Annotated in this window: 18 protein-coding genes; 14 read left to right on the top strand and 4 right to left on the bottom strand. The window is 44.5% G+C overall.

Annotation, left to right across the window (positions count from 1 at the left end):
• Positions 1-56 precede the first annotated feature (56 nt).
• The 4 genes from V7S74_RS10180 to V7S74_RS10165 are packed head-to-tail and all read left to right on the top strand — an operon-like array spanning position 57 to position 2,812.
• Entirely contained in the window at positions 57-572 is a 516-nt protein-coding gene (locus tag V7S74_RS10180) for an NADH-quinone oxidoreductase subunit B (RefSeq protein ID WP_406778654.1), read from the top strand.
• A 1-nt stretch (position 573) separates the two neighbouring features.
• Entirely contained in the window at positions 574-1,047 is a 474-nt protein-coding gene (locus V7S74_RS10175; protein WP_406778653.1) for an NADH-quinone oxidoreductase subunit C, read from the top strand.
• Positions 1,047-1,922 (top strand): glycosyltransferase family 2 protein, encoded by an 876-nt coding sequence (locus V7S74_RS10170; RefSeq protein WP_406778652.1) that lies wholly within the window; start codon positions 1,047-1,049, stop codon positions 1,920-1,922. Before V7S74_RS10175 ends, V7S74_RS10170 begins: the two co-directional genes overlap by 1 nt.
• Positions 1,922-2,812 (top strand): glycosyltransferase family 2 protein, encoded by an 891-nt coding sequence (locus tag V7S74_RS10165; RefSeq protein ID WP_406778651.1) that lies wholly within the window; start codon positions 1,922-1,924, stop codon positions 2,810-2,812. The genes V7S74_RS10170 and V7S74_RS10165 overlap by 1 nt, the downstream gene beginning before the upstream one ends.
• Here V7S74_RS10165 and V7S74_RS10160 read toward each other — a convergent pair.
• On the bottom strand, positions 2,802-3,707 hold the full coding sequence (locus V7S74_RS10160) for a glycosyltransferase (protein WP_406778650.1): 906 nt from the start codon (positions 3,705-3,707) through the stop codon (positions 2,802-2,804). The two genes, V7S74_RS10165 and V7S74_RS10160, sit on opposite strands and share 11 nt — an antisense overlap.
• Positions 3,708-3,764: 57 nt before the next feature.
• Here V7S74_RS10160 and V7S74_RS10155 point away from each other — a divergent pair, with 57 nt between their 5' ends.
• From V7S74_RS10155 to nhaD, 3 genes are all read left to right on the top strand, one after another.
• Positions 3,765-5,600 (top strand): ABC transporter ATP-binding protein, encoded by a 1,836-nt coding sequence (locus V7S74_RS10155; RefSeq protein WP_406778649.1) that lies wholly within the window; start codon positions 3,765-3,767, stop codon positions 5,598-5,600.
• Between the two features lie 85 nt (positions 5,601-5,685).
• Positions 5,686-6,888 (top strand): pyridoxal phosphate-dependent aminotransferase, encoded by a 1,203-nt coding sequence (locus V7S74_RS10150; protein WP_406778648.1) that lies wholly within the window; start codon positions 5,686-5,688, stop codon positions 6,886-6,888.
• A gap of 1 nt (position 6,889) precedes the next feature.
• A complete protein-coding gene (gene nhaD, locus V7S74_RS10145) occupies positions 6,890-8,143 on the top strand; it encodes a sodium:proton antiporter NhaD (protein WP_406778647.1) in 1,254 nt (417 codons plus the stop codon).
• On the opposite strand, the gene V7S74_RS10140 is transcribed toward nhaD, so the two are convergent.
• On the bottom strand, positions 8,140-8,811 hold the full coding sequence (locus tag V7S74_RS10140; RefSeq protein WP_406778646.1) for a phosphatase PAP2 family protein: 672 nt from the start codon (positions 8,809-8,811) through the stop codon (positions 8,140-8,142). The two genes, nhaD and V7S74_RS10140, sit on opposite strands and share 4 nt — an antisense overlap.
• The gene (locus V7S74_RS10135; protein ID WP_406778645.1) at positions 8,811-10,028 is read right to left on the bottom strand and encodes a peroxiredoxin family protein; all 1,218 of its coding nucleotides are present in this window, start codon (positions 10,026-10,028) and stop codon (positions 8,811-8,813) included. Before V7S74_RS10135 ends, V7S74_RS10140 begins: the two co-directional genes overlap by 1 nt.
• Positions 10,029-10,155: 127 nt before the next feature.
• On the opposite strand from V7S74_RS10135, the gene rsmH reads away from it, so the two are divergent.
• The 7 genes from rsmH to V7S74_RS10100 are packed head-to-tail and all read left to right on the top strand — an operon-like array spanning position 10,156 to position 18,785.
• Positions 10,156-11,070 carry a 16S rRNA (cytosine(1402)-N(4))-methyltransferase RsmH gene (gene rsmH, locus V7S74_RS10130; RefSeq protein WP_406778644.1) on the top strand — a complete coding sequence of 305 codons (915 nt, stop codon included), beginning with the start codon at positions 10,156-10,158 and terminating at the stop codon, positions 11,068-11,070.
• 1 nt (position 11,071) lies between these two features.
• Positions 11,072-11,455, top strand: coding sequence for an FtsL-like putative cell division protein (locus V7S74_RS10125; RefSeq protein WP_406778643.1), 384 nt, complete (start codon positions 11,072-11,074; stop codon positions 11,453-11,455).
• Positions 11,455-13,605, top strand: coding sequence for a penicillin-binding protein (locus V7S74_RS10120; protein WP_406778642.1), 2,151 nt, complete (start codon positions 11,455-11,457; stop codon positions 13,603-13,605). Before V7S74_RS10125 ends, V7S74_RS10120 begins: the two co-directional genes overlap by 1 nt.
• A 1-nt stretch (position 13,606) precedes the next feature.
• Positions 13,607-15,025 carry a UDP-N-acetylmuramoyl-L-alanyl-D-glutamate--2,6-diaminopimelate ligase gene (locus V7S74_RS10115; protein ID WP_406778641.1) on the top strand — a complete coding sequence of 473 codons (1,419 nt, stop codon included), beginning with the start codon at positions 13,607-13,609 and terminating at the stop codon, positions 15,023-15,025.
• Between the two features lie 51 nt (positions 15,026-15,076).
• Entirely contained in the window at positions 15,077-16,261 is a 1,185-nt protein-coding gene (gene mraY / locus V7S74_RS10110; protein ID WP_406778640.1) for a phospho-N-acetylmuramoyl-pentapeptide-transferase, read from the top strand.
• A gap of 14 nt (positions 16,262-16,275) precedes the next feature.
• Positions 16,276-17,514, top strand: coding sequence for a 3-phosphoshikimate 1-carboxyvinyltransferase (locus V7S74_RS10105; protein WP_406778639.1), 1,239 nt, complete (start codon positions 16,276-16,278; stop codon positions 17,512-17,514).
• The gene (locus V7S74_RS10100) at positions 17,511-18,785 is read left to right on the top strand and encodes a metal-dependent hydrolase family protein (RefSeq protein WP_406778638.1); all 1,275 of its coding nucleotides are present in this window, start codon (positions 17,511-17,513) and stop codon (positions 18,783-18,785) included. The genes V7S74_RS10105 and V7S74_RS10100 overlap by 4 nt, the downstream gene beginning before the upstream one ends.
• 67 nt (positions 18,786-18,852) lie before the next feature.
• Here V7S74_RS10100 and V7S74_RS10095 read toward each other — a convergent pair whose 3' ends face one another.
• Positions 18,853-19,398, bottom strand: coding sequence for a DUF6580 family putative transport protein (locus V7S74_RS10095; protein WP_406778637.1), 546 nt, complete (start codon positions 19,396-19,398; stop codon positions 18,853-18,855).
• Between the last annotated feature and the right edge of the window lie 41 nt (positions 19,399-19,439).

Below are 19,439 nucleotides of genomic sequence, written 5' to 3'. Positions count from 1 at the left end.
AAAAATTTTGTGAATTTAGGTATATTTACAAAACGATTGCGAAAATAACCCCAAACATGAAGAGTTTTTTAGACCAAGAATTTGAATCCGATGGCTTTGTGCTGAGCAATGTCGAGGATTTATTGAATTGGGCGAGGGCTAGCTCGCTTTGGCCAATGAGTTTTGGTTTAGCGTGTTGCGCGATCGAAATGATGCAGGCTTTTGCTTCAGGGTATGATTTAGATCGTTTTGGGGTGTTTCCTCGGCCTTCACCGCGTCAATCCGACGTGATGATTGTGGCCGGAACCGTGACCTTTAAGATGGCGGATCGCATCCGTCGCCTTTATGAGCAAATGCCAGAACCCCGTTACGTGATTTCAATGGGTTCTTGTGCTAATTGCGGGGGTCCTTATTGGGAGCACGGTTACCATGTGGTGAAAGGAGTCGATCGCATTATTCCCGTGGACGTGTATGTTCCAGGTTGTCCACCGCGTCCAGAGGCCCTTTTAGGTGGCATTATAAAATTACAAGAGAAGATTAATCAGGAAAGTCTAGTTGCGCCTAAACGCATTCTAGCAGCCATAAATAAATAAGATGGATGTAGCATCGATCAAAGATTTAGTTCAAACGCAATTCCAATTCGAAGCCGAATGGGAAGAGGAGATGGGGCGTTTGACCTTGCCGGCTGAGCATATTTTGCCGGTTTGTGAATTTCTTTGGAAGAATCCGTCCACCTATTTTGATTCCCTTTCTTGCCTGACGGCTATCGATCAGGGTCCAGAAGCGGGCAAAATGGAAGTCATTTATACCCTTTATTCTATTCCAAATCACGTGACTTTGCATTTGCGCGTGATGTTAGATCGAGAAAAGCCATCGGTTTCCTCTGTATCATCTGTCTGGAGAACAGCGGATTGGCATGAGCGCGAGGCTTTTGATTTTTATGGAATTCAATTTGAAGGGCATCCCGATTTGCGCAGAATATTGCTTCCAGAAGACTGGGAGGGACATCCATTACGCAAGGATTACGTGGAGCAAACGAAATACCACGGTATACAAGTGAAATCTTAATGAAAATAGCCGGATTTACTTTTATTCGAAATGCGGTGAAGAACGATTATGCGATCGTGGAAGCCATCACGTCCATATTACCCATCTGCGACGAATTCGTAGTGGCGGTAGGGGCGTCGGAAGATGAGACTTTGGCCTTAATTCAAGGCATTCCCTCAGATAAAATCAAGATTGTGGAGACGGTTTGGGATGATACGAAACGCGAAGGTGGCGCCACTTTTGCCCTAGAAACGGACAAGGCGCTTCAAGCTATCTCAAAAGACATCGACTGGGCCTTCTATATTCAAGGGGATGAATGCGTGCACGAGGATGATTTGCCTATCGTCAAGTCTGCGATGGAGGCGAATTTAAGCGATGAAAACGTCGAAGGATTGCTTTTTCATTACCGACATTTCTATGGATCTTATCAGCATGTGGCCATTTCGAGACGCTGGTATCGAAGAGAAATTCGGGTGGTAAAAATGCACCCAGGTGTTCATTCCTATAAGGATGCCCAAGGCTTCAGAAAGGACGGCAACAAGATGAAAGTGAAGCTGATTCCAGCTTATATCAACCATTATGGCTGGGTAAAACCACCCGAAGGCCTGAACAATAAAGTGCGTAATTTCACGCAATTCTACCACGACGATGCTTGGTTAGCCGAAAACGTGCCCGCAGATTACCAGTTTGATTATGGTAACGCGGAACGGCTTTTCCGTTTTGAGGGAACACATCCAGCCGTGATGGCGGATCGCGTGGCCCGCTCGAACTGGCCTTTCTATTTCGATCCAGTTGAACTAGAGAAAAAAATGAGCCTGCGTCGTAAAATCTTACAGAAAATTGAGGACCTCACCGGATACCGCGTAGGGGAATATAAAAATTACCGCCTACTGTAATGGAAGAGTCGATTCAATTTTTCCCTGCTCCGAAGGCGCCTGAAAAGCCCTATTTCTCCATCCTCATTCCGAGTTGGAACAACCTGGCTTACCTGCAATTATGCATAGCAGCTATTAGAAAACATTCCACCACTTCGTATGAAATCATTCTACATCTGAACGAAGCGAAGGATGGTTCGAAAGAATGGGTGGAATCACAGGAAGATATTGCTTTTTCTTACAGCCCTATTAATGTGGGCGTTTGCTATGCGATGAACGCGATGGTGAAGCTAGCACGCGCGGATTACTTCTTGTATTTGAATGATGATATGTACGTGTTGCCTAATTGGGACGGGTTTTTACAGGAAGAAATTCAACGCATCGGACATACGGAATTCTTTTTATCCGCCACAGCCATCGAGCCTAAAGCCCAAAGCGCTTGTTCGATACAGGCTGATTTCGGCCGGTCGATTGCCACTTTCGAAGAGGCGAGATTACTAGAAACCTACGAATCTTTGCCTTTCCAGGATTGGCAAGGAGCGACATGGCCACCTAATGTGGTGCACCGTTCTTTGTGGGATAAAGTGGGAGGGTATTCGAATGAATTCACCCCGGGGATGTATTCTGATCCTGATTTTTCGATGAAATGCTGGCAGGCGGGAGTTCGTTTGTTCAAGGGGATTTCACGGAGTAGAGTGTATCATTTTGGGTCCATTTCGGTGAAACGCGTGAAGCAGAACAAAGGCTATTACCAGTTTATCCGCAAATGGGGGATGACTTCGTCCACCTTGTCGAAATACTATTTAAGAAGAGGTGACCGCTTCGATGGTCCGGTAGAACAACGTCCGATTCCGGTGACGGTTCAGTTGAAAAATCTGTATTACCGCCTGAGTCTTCCGTTTAGAAAATAGAGAAGAGGAGTTTGAAACTGTAGAGGAAGCTGCTCAATTCGGATTTTCCCTTGTAGGATAGCATTGCTCGGTGGTGTTTTGCGACGCAAAGGAATCTTCTGACACGTGCTGCCAGGCTTTTGGAAGCAAAATCCTGAGCTAATTCCTGCAAAATTTTGCGTTCCGCACCGTTAGGACAACGTTCCGCGAGTAAATTGAGCCTTTTTACAATCCGCGCATTTCGCTCCTCCCGCGTGGTATAATTTTTCTTTCCCTTACTTAAATCAGCCCCCATCGTGTTTGAACTGTGTTGGCGGTAATTCACTAAAGTTGCAGGGAAATAGGAAACTCCGTAGAGGGCAGCCGCGGCAAAACCTAAAATATAATCGTGTCCGACATAATCGGGGAAAGGCAAGGCGATGTCGATGATTTCGCGCTTGAAAAGCATAGCGTGCCCCATGGCTTTGGTCCCAAAAACATAGTGCAACGCAGTCGGATAATCACCTAACTGATTTCGATCGGAAAATTTTCCGGTAACAGTGCCTTCTGAATTTGTTAACGCAGAATCCGCATAGATCATTGAATTATGACCGATAGCAGCGGCCAGCAAACTGATTTTATTCGGCATCCAAACGTCGTCCTGATCCGATAAAGCGATTAATTCCCCCTTAGCCTCCCGAATACCTCGCTCGAAAGTGGCTAAAAGTCCTTGATTTACTGGATTTGTGACCAAGCGAATGCGCTCGTCTTGCGAGGCGTACTGTTGCAGAATCGCCTGACTCCCGTCTGATGAAGCGTCGTCCACAAAAATAAATTCCAATGACGGATAGCTCTGCGCGAGCAAACTGTCTACCTGTTCCCGGAGGTATTTCTCCCCGTTATAGGTGGCCATCACAATGGAAATTAAGGGTGACATTCGGAGTTGTTTCTGAAAATTGTCGTAATTTGACCAAAATTTTGATAAAAAGCCGCATTGAAAACATATTTTCGCTTATTAAGCTATGCCGTTTCGATCCGTAAGTATGTGTTTCCATACTTCGGGTTTTCCTTGCTAGCGAGTTTGTTTGGCATCTTAAATTTTACATTGCTGATCCCTTTATTGAACGTTTTGTTCAATCAATCAGCTCCGGAAAACATTCAGATTTACCGCGTTTTACCCGCTTTTTCACTAACGCCATCTTATTTCTCCTTCTTGTTTAATCACTATTTCTACGGTGCGCTGGAGGATTTTGGACGAATAGGAGCGCTGAAATATGCCTGTGGGGCCATCATGGTTTCTGTAATCTTGTCGAATTTCTTCCGTTATTTTTCCCAAAGAGTCTTAAAAACCGTCGAAGCCGATACCATCGCCTCTTTACGCCAAGCCGTTTTTGAGCGGGCCATTCGCCTTGACCTAAGCTATTTCACGGAGCAGAAAAAAGGGAACCTGATGTCGCGTTTAACCACGGACGTGCAGGAGGTAGAAAACAGTATTGGTCGCGCATTCACGGCCACTTTTAAAGAGATATTTACACTGATTTTATTCTTCGTTTTCCTAGCAAGTATGTCGGTGAAATTAACGTTGTTTTCGTTAATTATTTTACCTCTTTCAGGTTCTGTCATTGCGACGATTACGCGTCGATTACGTCGAGCAGCAGGCGAAGTGCAACAGCATTTGAGTGGAATTATCAGTTTGTTGGATGAAACCTTCGGAGCCATGCGCGTGGTGAAGGCTTTCAGAGCAGAAAAGATGATGGATGCGCGTTTCCAAGCAGGTAACGATCGCTACCGGAATTCATTACTGAAGATGGTCTTTCGCCAAGAATTAACGTCACCTACCTCCGAAAGTTTAGGGGTTTTAGTGGTGACTGGAATCTTATTGTATGGGGGTAGTTTAGTCATCAATGGCGAAGGTGAACTGAGTGCATCGACGTTTATCGCCTTTATTGCGACTTTTTCACAGGTAATGCGACCAGCAAAAGCAATTGCGGATGCTTTTAGTGGGATTCAGCGTGGGGTGGCATCGGCGGACAGAATTATTGAAATACTCGATACGGAATCTGAAATCGTAGCCGAGGAGCCGATCCAGCAGGTGAAGGAATTTAAAGATAAAATCAGTTTCGAGGCGGTTGGATTTGAATATGTGAAAGGGCGTTCAGTTTTAAAAGAAGTGAGTTTCGATATTCCCAAAGGAAAAACGATTGCTCTCGTAGGTGCTTCCGGTGGCGGTAAATCGACTTTGGCGGATCTTTTGCCACGTTTCTACGACCCATCGAATGGGAAAATTACACTCGATGGCATTCCGTTGAAAAACATTCCTTTGGATGATTTAAGAGGCTTAATGGGCATCGTGACCCAGGAATCTGTCTTATTTAACGATACCATTTTTAATAACATCGCTTTTGGGACAGAAGCTAGCTTAGCAGAGGTGGAGGCCGCGGCAAAAATTGCGAATGCCCATGATTTTATTTCGGCGAATCCGGAAGGATACGAGACTGTTATAGGGGATCGAGGTTCGAAATTATCAGGAGGCCAAAGACAACGCATCTCCATCGCCCGCGCCGTTCTCAAAAATCCACCAATCTTAATTCTTGACGAAGCGACCAGTGCGTTAGATAATGAATCAGAGAAACTCGTGCAGGAGGCACTGAGTCATTTGATGGAAAACCGAACAGTGCTCGTTATCGCCCATCGCCTGTCTACGATTCAGCATGCCGACCAGATTTTAGTGGTACAGCAAGGTGAAATCATCGAACGCGGCACCCACGAGGAGTTGATGAAGATCGAGAAAGGGGCCTATGCGGTTTTGGCACAAGGTATTACAGCCTAATTTTTACACATTTTATTAGCTTATCCGTTCGCAAAAAAGTAATTTTGCAAGCGATTTTATATACAAATATTCGTTTCTAACTACCATGTCACAAGCACAATTAGCCCAAAGAATTCAAGCATTAGAAGAATCATCTACGTTAGGGATGACGAAAAAAGCGCGCGAATTAGCAGCCCAAGGTCACAAAGTAATCAGTCTTTCTGTAGGAGAGCCAGATTTTAAAACACCTGCTCACATCTGTGAGGCGGCGAAAAAGGCGATTGATGATGGTTTCCACGGGTATTCACCAGTAGCTGGTTATCCTGACTTGCGCATGGCGATTGCGAATAAATTAAAGCGTGATAATAACTTAGAGTGGGGTTCTGAAAACATCGTAGTAAGCACGGGTGCGAAACATTCGTTAGCAAACGCGATTGCAGCCTTAATTAACCCAGGTGACGAAGTAATCATCTTCTCTCCTTACTGGGTTTCTTACTCTGAGATGGTGAAATTAGCGGAAGGTACTTCGGTCATCGTTCAAGGTGCTTTTGATAATAATTTCAAAGTAACTCCTGAGCAATTCGAAGCAGCGATTACGCCCAAAACGAAGATGGTGATGTTCGCATCTCCTAACAACCCGACAGGATCGGTTTATACAGAATCAGAATTACGTGATATCGCGAACGTGGTAGCGCGTCATGAAAATATTTATGTCTTAGCGGACGAAATCTACGAGTACATCAACTTTACGCAAGGTGGTCACTTCTCGATCGGTTCTATTCCAGAAATCAAGGAGCGCGTTATCACGGTAAACGGGGTAGCGAAAGGCCATGCGATGACGGGTTGGAGAATCGGATTTATCGCTGCAGCGAAATGGATTGCAGACGGTATCGAAAAATTACAAGGCCAAGTAACGTCAGGTACGAACTCTATCGCTCAAAAAGCGGCAGTAGCGGCCTTCAACGGTAGCTTAGATCACGCCTACGAAATGAAAGCGGCTTACGATCGCCGTCGTAAATTAGTGGTAGAAAAATTACGCGAGATCCCAGGTTTCAAAGTAAATATGCCAGATGGTGCATTCTATGCATTCCCTGATATTTCGTATTATTTCGGAAAGACGGATGGCACAACGGTGATTAAAGACTCAGATGATTTCTGTTCTTGGTTATTAGCGGATGCTTTTGTGGCTACGGTAGCTGGTTCAGGTTTCGGCGCACCGGATTGTATGCGTATTTCTACGGCTGCTGCAGATGAGCAATTAGTAGAATCTTGCGATCGCATTAAAGCGGCGGTTGCGAAATTAAAATAACATGGGAATCGCGTCCATACTTATCTTCCTTGCCGGCTATTTAGCCATCGCTTTTGAGCATCCATTGAAGATTAACAAGACCGCCTCGGCTTTAGTTACAGGTGTTCTAGTGTGGACCATGTATGCGATTTCAACGGGTTCAACCACAGAATTAGGCCATCACTTAGCCTCGACTTCGGAGATTTTATTCTTCTTGTTAGGTGCGATGACGCTAGTGGAATTAGTGGATGCGCACCAGGGTTTTTACTTCGTTTCTCGATTGATTAAAACAGATAAGGTGATTAAACTACTTTGGATAGTGGGTTTGATCACCTTTTTTATGTCTGCCGTTCTAGATAATTTGACCACCGCCATCGTGATGGTCACCTTGTTGAGGAAGTTGATTAGCCACAAAGAAACCCGTAGATATTTCGTTGGAATTGTAGTTATCGCAGCGAACTCAGGCGGCGCCTGGTCGCCCATTGGCGATGTGACGACGACGATGTTGTGGATCGGTGGCCAAATATCAGCCACAGGCATTGTTCAAAGTTTATTTTTACCCTCTTTACTTTCATTGTTTGTGCCATTAGCGATGGCCTCTTATGTCTTGAAAAATCAGGCGATAGGAAAATCGGAGGCCACAGTGCAATTAACACCTCTGGAGCAAAGAGATGGTAAAATTATGCTTTTTGCGGGTGCAGGCTCTTTATTAGGAGTTCCTGTATTCAAAACGTTAACGCATTTGCCTCCCTATATGGGCATCTTATTAGCCTTGGGTTTAGTTTGGATACTTTCTGAAATTTTACACTCGGAGAAAGACGAGGAGGCGAAGAAACATTTGAGTGTGGGTTATGCGTTGACTAAAATAGATACGTCGAGTATCCTCTTCTTTTTAGGCATCTTGTTAGCGATCGGCGGACTGGAATCCTTTGGTTATTTGCATGCGCTTTCGGATCAATTAGCCACTACTTTTGGGAATCAAAACTTGATTGTAACCATCATCGGATTAGCTTCTTCTGTAGTGGATAACGTGCCTTTAGTGGCTGCGACGATGGGGATGTATTCCTTGACTGATTTCCCGATGGACCACGAGATGTGGGAATACCTAGCTTTCTGTGCGGGTACAGGTGGAAGTATCCTCATTATAGGATCTGCGGCGGGTGTAGCTGTTATGGGAATGGAGAAAATCGAATTTGGCTGGTACCTAAAGAAAATCGGTTTTCTGGCCTTATTAGGTTACTTCGCAGGAGCAGGCTTGTATCTTCTATTACACTAAAATCCAATCGACATACTGGCGCCATAATAAGCGGGAGCCACCTGAGGAGTAATGGTAAAGCGATTCAGCTTTTGCCATTGATGGCGCACTTTCGGATATAAAATATAGGCTAGTTCTGCCGAAGCAATGCCTATCGCAGACCCCATCAAGACATCTGTTACCCAATGTTTATTGTTCGCAATGCGTAATGCACCAGTAGCTGTGGCCAAGGTATAACCGGCGATCACAAATTCTGGATGCGTGTCTCGGTATTCATGCGCTAAAACGGTAGCTCCGAAAAAAGCAGTGGCCGTATGACCCGAAGAAAAAGTTTTTTCCGTCCCGTCTGGTCTAGCTTCCGTGATTGCGGCTTTCAGGCCATGTGTTGCCGCCACATAAATGCCTGTACCTAAAAGGAAGACACCCGCTTGATCGAAGGCTTTCTCTTCATTTTGGTATTCAAAGATATTTAGACCCACATACATCGCTGCAGGACCATATTGAATATAATCGTCCAAAGGGGTCACATGACCCGCTGCCACAATTTTCGTCTGTATTTTTTTAGCAAATGGATTGTACGTAATGCCACTCGCAATGCCGAGAGCTAAAGGAGTTTTCCACTTTTTAAAAGAGGGTTTTTCTGCCTGAACCGCGAGCGAAAACAAACAAAGTAGGGCGATTAATCTCATTATTTTTCGGCTAAAAGGCTTTGGATGGTATGTTCAAAATCGGCGATCCAGTCGGCGTAATATTTTCCAGTACCAGGTCCAGAGAATCCGGTGTGAATTTCACGTACGATACCTTTTTTGTCGATGATGAATGTGGTGGGATAACCGTTCATTTGGCTTAACATAGGGAGCACCTGCGCAATGGTTTTTTCGTCGGGTGTTCCAGCGAATAGGAGGGGATAGGTGATGCCGATTTTCTTTTGGAAATTATCCATCTTAGGCCCTGAAATCTTGATGTCAGGCGAGTATTCGAAGGCCAAGCCTAAAACCTCCACTCCTTTGCTTTGGTATTTTTTATAAAACGGCGCTAAATAACGGGATTCATCCAAGCAGTTCGGGCACCAAGATCCCATCAATTCAATAACGACTACCTTGTTCTTAAAGCGTTCATCTTTCAGGCTAATTTGTTCACCTTTCGTTGTCGGAAGTTGGAAATCAATGCGATCGAATCCTGGTTTCAAGAAAGTTAATTTCTTTAGGTCAGGAAGTGCAGCGTTCGGATCTAATTTTGCTTCTACCGTTCTCACCCCACTTAAACCGGAAGTAAATCGACCCTGTAAAGAAGAACCACTCACTTTCGCTTTCAATAAGTACAAGCCACTCCCATCGAAATAGCTCAGTAAAAGACTGTCTCCACTCACGTTTCCTTGTAAGAAGCGATAATCCCCAGACGTGCGTAAGAAAGTACCCGTTACGGCCGATCCTTTTTGTTCGAATACACCCACGCCAGGGCTGTGATTTGTGGCATCACTGAAGAAGTCCGCCATCCATTTACCACTTATGTTAACGGTGGCCGGCTGTAGATTTTGGAATCGATCAGATGAGCCTGCTAACGCAGAAATCGGAAGTCTGAAGGCCGTTTTTCCGTTTCTTTTTTTGACATAATAGCCCTTCATTTCGGTGCTTTTTGTCACTGCAAAAACGACTTCAGAATCATATAAATCGAGGGGTAATACGAGAGAATCGGCTCTGAAAAAGGAATTTCCTAAGGAGAATTTTTCTGCGCCATTCACTAATTTGATATCTAATTCGCTAGCGTTACTCGTCGAATTGACTTCGAAATTGAAAGGTAATGCACCGCCATGCGTGCTAATTTCAGCTCTCCAAGTCCCCGAAACCGGAGTCTGTGCGAAACTAAATAGGGGGGCAAATAAGAGGGCAAATAGGATCTTTTTCATGTGTAAAATGAGACGGCGTTTAAGCAAAGATACGCGTTCGAAACTTGTCACAAAAAAATCCACTACAAATTCACAATTTGATGGCATAGCCGGGGGATAATTTGTATTTTTGTTTTCATCCAAAATTATGCCAGAAAACACCTATCATACCTCCGTCATGTTGCACGAATGCATCAATGGTTTACGCATTGATCCTGCGGGAACCTATGTCGATGTAACCTTTGGTGGAGGGGGGCATTCGAAGGCTATTTTAGCCAAGCTCGGTCCTGAGGGCAGGTTGTTTTCTTTTGATCAAGATCCCGATGCCTGGGAACAGGCAGAGAAGATTGAAGATGAGCGTTTGACGCTTATAACGGCTAATTTCCGCTATTTAGAGAAGTATTTACGTTTGCATCGGGTGAAGCAAGTGGATGGTATTTTAGCTGATTTTGGGGTTTCCTCGTTTCAATTGGATGCACCAGAACGGGGTTTTTCGATTCGTTTCGATGGACCACTGGATATGCGCATGGGGCCTTCTGCCTCGATGACTGCGGCGGAGTTGTTGAATGGCTATTCGGCCACAGAATTGCAACGGATTTTGGGTATGTATGGGGAGGTGAAGAATGCCCGAACTTTGGCCCAAGCTATCATTCAAGCCCGGACGAGAAAACCGCTCGAAACAACGCAAGAATTTAAAGAAATTTTGAATAAATTAGCTCCTAAACACCGGGAGTTTAAATACTTCGCTCAGGTCTTTCAGGCGATTCGAATTGAAGTGAATCAAGAGTTAGCGGTGATCGAAGAATTTTTAGCTCAGGCGCCTTCGGTTTTAAAGCCGGAGGGAAGGCTAGTGGTGATGTCGTTTCATTCGTTAGAGGATCGACTCGTGAAGAATTTTATAAAAGCGGGTAATGTGGAGGGGAAAGAAGACAAGGATTTATTCGGTGTGGTTCACAGACCTCTGGAATCAGTGATCAGAAAACCCATTACCGCTTCAGAAGAAGAATTGAAAATCAATCCGCGCTCGCGAAGTGCGAAATTAAGAATAGCGTCTAAAATTTAACATGGCTACACCGATCGAACCTACGGAAGGAGGACCTAAACGAATCTCATCGCCTAAAAAAGAGGGGATCTTTGATTCGGTTTTCAATATTGACTATTTCACAGGTGGGGAGCTGCCGGTGATGTGGGTGAAGCGAATTGCCTTTGTGGCGTTTTTGACCCTCATCAATATTTACTATTCGATGTTAGCGGATGGGAAATTGCACCAGATCCAAAAGGAGAAAAGTGCTTTAGAAGAAGATCGAGCTGATTATACAACCCAAAAAGCGGAGTATATGAAAGTGAGTAAGCAAAGCAATTTAGAGGAAACCTTGAAGCGCTACCAAATAGGCGTTAGCACGATTCCTCCTACTAAAATCATCATTCAAGTCAATAAAGAAAAATAATGGCGAAGGAGAAAAGACCTAATATTCGGGGCTTAATTACAAGACGTTTCTATACGTTTTTCATTATCATTTTGGCCGTTTTCTTGTACTTGCTTTTTAGCCTTTACAAGGTGGTTGTATTGAAAGGACCTAAATTCCGTTCAGAGGCGATGGCTACTTACGTGAAGAAGCGCAAGATCGAGGCGACTCGGGGAAATATTTATTCCGATGATGGAAGTTTATTGTCTACTACTTTGCCAAAATACCGCTTAGGCATGGACCCTTCCGTACTTACCGGGAATGCGAAGGCCGACGAATTTTACAAGCAACATATCGATGGATTAGCAGCGGCTTTATCGAACTTCTTCAAGGATCGTACGGCGGAGGAATACAAAGAGAAAATTTCGGCGGCTAGAAAAAGTGGACGCACGTATTTGTTGTTGAACAACCGTTTATTGGACTTCCAAGAGAAAAAGAAAGTATTAAGCTTCCCTTTGTTCAAAGAGGCAAAGAATTCGAATAAGTCCGGGGTTGTTTTCGATAAGATTAATGTGCGCTATGCGCCTTTCGGCCAAATGGCCTACCGTACCGTGGGTTATTTAAAGGACTTGCGTGATAAAGGACGCGTGGGGATTGAGAATAGTTTCGATAAGGAATTGCGGGGAGAGTTTGGGGAAGGGATGTTCGAGAAGATGGACAATAATACCTGGCGTCCAGAACCGGGGGATGAGCCTAAATTACCGGTGGCTGGGGTTGACCTACATTCGACCATCGATATTAACATCCAAGAGATCGTGGAAACGGCCCTTTTGAACGGGATGAAAATATTCAAAGGAAATTATGCCGTGGCTATTGTGATGGAGACATCAACGGGTAAGATTAAAGCCTTGTCTAATATCGCGGCGAATCCATTATCCCCAACAGGCTATTCGGAGACCTATAATTATGCCTTGTTAGAAGCCCGTGACCCGGGTTCTGTATTTAAGTTGCCTTCCATCATGGCGGTATTAGAGGAAAAGAATTATCCGTTGACGAAGATGGTGAATACGGGAGACGGAAAGTTTCGTCTGTACAATGGTGTGATGTCTGATTCTCACCCTTTAGGCACTATTTCGCTGGAACAAGTCATAGAAAGTTCTTCGAACGTAGGGACAATGAAATTGGTTCAGGAGGCTTTTGGGACTACAAATAATGAGAAGTTTTATAATTACTTGAAGAAATACCATCTGATCGAGTCCCTTGATTTTCAATTAAAGCCGAGCAGAAAACCCGTTTTCCCGGTGCCGGCGAAATGGGATGGATTGCAGCTTTTGTGGTCGTCTGTAGGCTATTCGACGCAGTATACGCCTTTGCAGATTTTAGCATTCTACAATGCTGTAGCAAATAATGGCTATTGGATTCAACCGCTGATCGTGAGTAAAGCCACACGTGGCGATGAGGTCGTGATTGATTATACGACTACCCAAGTTCGGGATTCGAAACCTTTGTGTTCTCCAGAAACCCTACAAAAACTGAAAATCATGTTAGAGGGGGTAGTGACGAAAGGTACAGCTAATAATATCAAAGGTTCTGTTTACGGTATCGCAGGGAAAACAGGTACCGCTCAACGTACGGTAACGGGAGCGAAAGGCTACCGGAAAGGAAATTACTACACGACTTTTGCGGGATATTTCCCCGTGAAGAACCCTAAATACACGATGATTGTGGCGGTGGATGAGCCGAAGGGTAGTGCGGAAGGAACTTATGCCCGTCAGGTAACGGCGCCTGTATTCAAGGAAATTGCGGATCGTATTTATTTACGCGATATGAAGTTACAGCAGACATTAAGAGGTTATTTGCCGGATTCTTTGAACAAAAATAAACTTGCGCATACCCTGCATCCAGCGGATCAAAACATCCTATTCTCTCGTTTGGGATTGCCTAAGGTTGAAGAGAATGGACAATGGGTGAACTTTAATTTAGAAAAGAAGACGGTAAAAAATCAGGCCATTACGATGACGCCTAAAACGGTGCCTAACGTTGTGGGGATGAATTTAAGGGACGCCTTATTTGCCTTGGAAAACAAGGGGCTGAAAGTGCGTGCGAATGGATTTGGGACGGTGAAGAATCAGTCGATTCCTGCGGGTTCCCCAGCCGCTAAAAACAGATTAGTCTACATTCAATTGCAATAAAATGGCACAAATTTCCTTATTCCCCGAAGTTGAAATCGCAAGTTTGTGCTTTGATTCACGCAAGGCTATTTCTGGTTCTGTGTTTTTTGCCATTCCCGGCACCCAGGTAGACGGACATTCGTTTTTGACTCAGGTATACGAGCAGGGATGCAAGCTTTGGGTGGTTGAAAAACAGCCTGCGGAGGTCCCTTCCGACGTTCAATGTGTTCAAGTGGAGGATTCGAATGCGGCTTTAGCGGAGGCTGCTGCTGAATTTTATGATCACCCGTCTAAGAAGTTGAAGCTGGTAGGTATTACAGGGACGAATGGAAAGACGACGACCGTTACTTTGCTTTTTGAATTATTCAAACGCCTGGGTCACCGTTGTGGTTTGATTTCGACGGTCGTGAATAAGATTGAGGATAAAATTATTCCTTCTACCCATACGACGCCAGATGCCCTTAGCCTGAATGCTTTGTTAGCCGATATGGTGACAGCAGGATGTAGCCATGCTTTTATGGAGGTGAGTTCGCATGCGGTGGTGCAAAAACGCATTCATGCAGTCAAATTTAGCGGGGCTATTTTTTCGAATATTACCCGGGATCACCTCGATTTCCACGAGACATTTGACGAATACATTAAGGCAAAAAAAGGATTTTTCGACGCCCTGCCCGCCACGGCTTTCGCTCTAACGAATGTGGATGACAAGCGAGGAATGGTGATGTTGCAGAATACAGCGGCGAAGAAATACGGTTTTGGTTTATTAAATGCGGCTGACTTTAAAGCTAAAATTATTAGCAATGGTGTAGGTGGCTTGCAATTGGAAATCGATCACCAGCAGGTGCATGCACAATTAATAGGCACCTTTAATGCCTATAATTTGCTAGGTATTTATGGAGCGGCTCTCCTGTTAGGCGAGGAGTCACATGAAGTATTGGTGCAGATTTCTGCTTTAAAAACCGCTCCAGGTCGTTTTGAACAGCTGGCAGGCTCTAACCAAAAAATGGGTATCGTCGATTATGCCCACACGCCTGATGCCTTAGAAAATGTGTTAAAGACGATCCAAACGATTAAGGACAAGTCGCAACGCGTCATAACGGTTGTGGGATGTGGAGGAAACAGGGATGCAGGGAAGAGACCTATTATGGCGGAATTAGCGGCGAAATACAGTGATGCGGTGGTGTTAACCTCTGATAATCCCCGCAAAGAAGATCCGGAATTGATTTTGGACCAAATGGAAGCCGGCGTTCCGGAGGCTTTAAAATCGAAAGTCCACCGCGTATCTGACAGAAAAGAAGGCATTTTTTATGCGGTCAGAGAATTAGCCTTGACTGGAGACATCATTTTAGTTGCGGGCAAAGGCCACGAAAACTACCAAGATATCCAAGGCGTGAAATACGACTTCGATGATAAAATAGTGCTAGGGGAGGCATTTAGCTAAGTTTGATTTCCCCTCGTTTTTTTGCAATTTTAAAAATTAAAACCCTTTTGCATGCTGTATTACCTCTTTGAATACTTAGATAAGACCTTGAATATTCCAGGCGCCGGTGTATTTCAATACATCACTTTCCGTGCTTTTGCTGCGATTATTACGTCTTTGGGAATTGCGGCGATTTGGGGTAAGTCGGTGATTTATCGCCTGCAAAGATTACAAATTGGAGAGGAAATCCGCGATTTAGGTTTAGAGGGCCAAATGGCTAAAAAAGGCACTCCTACCATGGGAGGCTTCATTATTTTATTGTCTCTGTTAATTCCTACGCTGCTTTTTTCTAAAATCACGAATGTCTATATCGTACTTTTGGTTACCTCTGCTATCTGGTTAGGGGCGGTCGGATTTGCGGATGATTACATTAAAGTATTTAAGAAGAACAAGGAAGGTTTATCAGGGAAGTTTAAGGTGATAGGCCAAATCGGTTTAGGCATCATCGTGGGTCTAACGATGTACTTTAACCAACACATTAAAGTGCGCGAATTTGCCACTGATGGCACCTTTGTGGATCACAAATCTTTGTTAACAACGGTTCCTTTTATGAAGGATAACCAGTTCGATTACAACATGTTACTTCCGAGCTTTATCCCGGATGAATACGTTTGGATTGTCTATGTATTGGTGGTGATTTTCATCATTACGGCCGTTTCGAATGGAGCAAATATCACAGACGGTATTGATGGATTAGCGGCAGGAACGTCGGTGATTATCGGTATTGCCTTGGCTATTTTAGCCTATGTTTCGGGTAATAAAGTCATTTCTCAATACTTGAATGTTATGTTCATCCCGAATTCTGGAGAGCTCGCCGTCTTTTGTGCGGCCTTCGTAGGGGCGTGTATCGGATTCCTTTGGTATAACGCATATCCAGCCCAAGTTTTCATGGGAGATACCGGAAGTTTGATGTTAGGTGGAGTTATTGCCACGCTGGCGATTGTAATCCGTAAAGAGATGTTAATTCCTGTTTTGTGCGGGATTTTCTTGATCGAGAATTTATCAGTCATCATTCAGGTGGCCTATTTTAAATATACGAAACGTAAATATGGGGAGGGACGTCGCGTCTTTTTGATGTCGCCACTTCACCACCATTTCCAAAAGAAAAATTACCACGAATCCAAAATCGTTATTCGTTTCTTGATCGTGGGAATCATCTTAGCCGTTTTATCATTAGTCACTTTAAAATTGCGTTAATCGCAAAGCCCACTTTGAGTCAAATTACCTTATTTCCGCGTAGTACTTCCTTTTCTGAAATTATCCCGTTGCCGGCATCTAAGTCGGAAAGTAACCGAGCTTTGGTCATTAATGCCTTAGCGAAGGGCACTTTGGATAATCTTTCAAATTTAGCGGAGGCCCGCGATACCCAAACCATGATACGTTTGTTATCCGAGAATGGGCCGGAAGCGGATGTGTTAGATGCAGGAACGACGATGCGTTTTTTGACTGCTTATTATGCCTTAACGGGTGCCGTAAAGAAGATGAACGGTACGCCGCGCATGTGCGAACGCCCGATTGGAATTTTGGTTGATGCCTTGCGCGCCTTGGGGGCAGATATCACGTATTTAAACAAGGAAGGCTATCCACCTATGCAATTGAACGGTTTTGCCTTTCAAGGAAACCGGGAGATTTCTATTCGGGGGGACGTCAGTTCACAATTTATTTCGGCCATTTTAATGGTGGCCCCCTTATTGCCGGAGGGACTTAAATTACAAATTACAGGAGCACTTGGTTCGAAGCCTTATATCGAGATGACCTTAGCCCAAATGAAGCATTTCGGCATCGAAGCAAAAGCGGATTGGTCCACAGGAACGATTGAAATCCCTAAACAGGACTATCGCTTGCAGCCATTTGCCGTGGAATCAGATTGGTCCGGAGCGAGCTATTGGTATTCGATGGTGGCCTTGTCCCCTTTTGAAGATAGTTCACTAGAATTGCTAGGCTTGAAAGAAGATTCCCTACAGGGGGATTCGGCGATTAAAGCCATCATGGAGCCTTTAGGGGTGAAAAGTACCTACACGGGACGCGGTTATTTACTGACTAAAATTCCAGCACAGGATTCATTGGCCTGGGACTTTACGGATTGTCCTGATTTAGCCCAAACCATCTGTGTTGTCGCTGGAGTTCTGAATATTCCTTTGACCTTGACGGGCTTGGAATCCTTGAAAGTAAAGGAAACGGATCGCGTGCTAGCCTTGCAAAATGAATTGAAGAAATTAGGTGCCACCTTAGTAGAGGTGGAAACGAACCACAAATATGAAGTTCGCGGTGATTTTGCGTCAATCTCACGCATCGAACCTATCGAAACGTACGATGATCACCGGATGGCAATGGCATTTGCGCCAGTGGCCATGCAAAAAGAAATTACGCTATTAGATCCTTCGGTGGTGAATAAAAGCTACCCTAGCTTTTGGAAACATATATCTATCCTATTAAACGCTGAACAATGAAAAAAATTTTAACCTTGGCATTCAGCCTTTTGGCCTTTGCTGGAATGGCCCAAAAAACGATCCTCCACTGTGGATCACTCATCGACGTAAAAACACAGACTGTCTTGAAAAACCGTTCCATTGTGGTGGAAGGAAAGAAGATTGTTTCGGTATCTGAAGGTTTCTTGACTCCGGCGAAAGGAGATGTGGTGATCAATTTGAAAGACCGCACGGTGATGCCGGGATTGATCGACTCACACGTGCATTTAGAGTCGGAAACTAATCCCGGGGCTTATTTGGATCGCTTCGTAAAGAATCCGGGTGATGTGGCTTACCAGGCTTTGGTCTATGCAAAACGTAATTTACTTGCTGGTTTTACTACGGTTCGTGATTTGGGTGGTAGCCACGTAGTTATCAGCTTGCGTAATGCCATCAATAAAGGCCTTGTGGAAGGACCTCGCGTATTTACAGCGGGTGTTTCGATCGGTACGACGGGTGGTCATGCAGACGATTCGAATGGTATCAATGAAACATTTAAAAAGGATTTAGGACCAGAGGATGGAGTGGTGAATGGTATTGCAGATGCGGCGAAAGCGGTTCGTCAGCGGTATAAGGAAGGCTCTGATTTGATTAAAATCACGGCAACTGGTGGTGTTTTAAGTTATGCCAAAGACGGTGCAGGTGCTCAATTCACCGATGAAGAAGTCCGTACCATCGTACAAACAGCGAAAGATTATGGCTTCAAAGTCGCCGCTCACGCTCACGGAAAAGAGGGAATGAAGCGTGCGGTTTTAGGAGGTGTTTCTTCAATCGAACACGGAACATTCATGGATGAAGAGGTGATGGAATTGATGAAAAAGATGGGGACATATTACGTGCCTACGGTCATTGCAGGTCGTTCGGTGGCAGACTCTTCGAAGATACCGAACTATTATCCGGAGATGGTAGCGAAGAAAGCGGCAGCGATTGGACCCATCATTCAAGGAACTTTTGGTAAAGCTTATAAGTCAGGCGTGAAGATTGCCTTCGGAACAGATGCTGGGGTTTTTGGCCACGGAAAGAATGGCTATGAATTTATCTTGATGAATGAGGCGGGTATGCCGGTACTAGAGGCGATTAAATCGGCTACTGTTAGTGCAGCAGATTTATTAGGCCAAAGCGATTTAATCGGATCCATCGAGGCGGGAAAAGCGGCAGACATTATCGCTGTACCAGGAGATCCAGTAGCAGACGTGAAACTAATGACGAAGGTAAACTTCGTGATGAAAGACGGAAAGGTCTACAAGAACTAGAAACGACCATAAACAAAAAGGGTCGGCTCGCATCTGCAAGCCGACCCTTTTTTATGTCTGTTAGATTCTAGCGTAAAGCTGGAACTTGTTTTTTCAATAGTTCAAATCCTCCAAAGAATAATCCAGAGAATAAGAATTGACTAGCTAATGTATTCTTTAGGAAGGGAATACCAGCGGCGTAGCAACTCATCAAACCCGCAAGGTCTTTCGTGTAAGCGATATCAGATCCTACCCAAACCGCGAAGTTTGAAACTAAGAAGAAAGCCATTGCTGATGCTAAGTTAGTGCCGATGAAACGAGAGGGACTTGCTGTGGTGTTTTGGCCTAACAAAGAGATCAGAGCAAATAATCCCATGTGAACCGCATCAATTCCGAAGGAGAAACCTGGGAAAAACGAATCATATAAGGTGTTATTTAAGATCAAATTCGATCCCCAAACCGCTAGTAAAGTCCAAGCAACGGCTTGTTTGCGATTTTGTAGATAAGCCCCTACAAAAAGTGCCATAGAGGCCATAGGGGAGAAGTTCGCCCAACCGGGTCCAGCTAAAATCAATAAACGACTCGCGATAGCTAGTAAAATGAACGCGATAATGGTGGTATTTCTTTTTGTCATGTCCTAAATAAGGTATCCTGCAAGAATATTTTTTCTCGAGG

This window comes from Aquirufa novilacunae (assembly GCF_045310505.1).
GTDB classification, from domain to species: domain Bacteria; phylum Bacteroidota; class Bacteroidia; order Cytophagales; family Spirosomataceae; genus Aquirufa; species Aquirufa novilacunae.
Note: the sequence above shows the minus strand (reverse complement) of the source record. Positions and strands in the feature narration are given on the sequence as shown.

Bases quoted from the DNA above. Each gene is read 5' to 3' on its own strand.
- V7S74_RS10180 (WP_406778654.1), top strand. From the start codon at position 57: ATGAAGAGTTTTTTAGACCAAGAATTTGAATCCGATGGCTTTGTGCTG.
- V7S74_RS10175 (WP_406778653.1), top strand. From the start codon at position 574: ATGGATGTAGCATCGATCAAAGATTTAGTTCAAACGCAATTCCAATTC.
- V7S74_RS10170 (WP_406778652.1), top strand. From the start codon at position 1,047: ATGAAAATAGCCGGATTTACTTTTATTCGAAATGCGGTGAAGAACGAT.
- V7S74_RS10165 (WP_406778651.1), top strand. From the start codon at position 1,922: ATGGAAGAGTCGATTCAATTTTTCCCTGCTCCGAAGGCGCCTGAAAAG.
- V7S74_RS10160 (WP_406778650.1), bottom strand. From the start codon at position 3,707: ATGTCACCCTTAATTTCCATTGTGATGGCCACCTATAACGGGGAGAAA.
- V7S74_RS10150 (WP_406778648.1), top strand. From the start codon at position 5,686: ATGTCACAAGCACAATTAGCCCAAAGAATTCAAGCATTAGAAGAATCA.
- nhaD (WP_406778647.1), top strand. From the start codon at position 6,890: ATGGGAATCGCGTCCATACTTATCTTCCTTGCCGGCTATTTAGCCATC.
- V7S74_RS10140 (WP_406778646.1), bottom strand. From the start codon at position 8,811: ATGAGATTAATCGCCCTACTTTGTTTGTTTTCGCTCGCGGTTCAGGCA.
- V7S74_RS10135 (WP_406778645.1), bottom strand. From the start codon at position 10,028: ATGAAAAAGATCCTATTTGCCCTCTTATTTGCCCCCCTATTTAGTTTC.
- rsmH (WP_406778644.1), top strand. From the start codon at position 10,156: ATGCCAGAAAACACCTATCATACCTCCGTCATGTTGCACGAATGCATC.
- V7S74_RS10125 (WP_406778643.1), top strand. From the start codon at position 11,072: ATGGCTACACCGATCGAACCTACGGAAGGAGGACCTAAACGAATCTCA.
- V7S74_RS10120 (WP_406778642.1), top strand. From the start codon at position 11,455: ATGGCGAAGGAGAAAAGACCTAATATTCGGGGCTTAATTACAAGACGT.
- V7S74_RS10115 (WP_406778641.1), top strand. From the start codon at position 13,607: ATGGCACAAATTTCCTTATTCCCCGAAGTTGAAATCGCAAGTTTGTGC.
- mraY (WP_406778640.1), top strand. From the start codon at position 15,077: ATGCTGTATTACCTCTTTGAATACTTAGATAAGACCTTGAATATTCCA.
- V7S74_RS10100 (WP_406778638.1), top strand. From the start codon at position 17,511: ATGAAAAAAATTTTAACCTTGGCATTCAGCCTTTTGGCCTTTGCTGGA.
- V7S74_RS10095 (WP_406778637.1), bottom strand. From the start codon at position 19,398: ATGACAAAAAGAAATACCACCATTATCGCGTTCATTTTACTAGCTATC.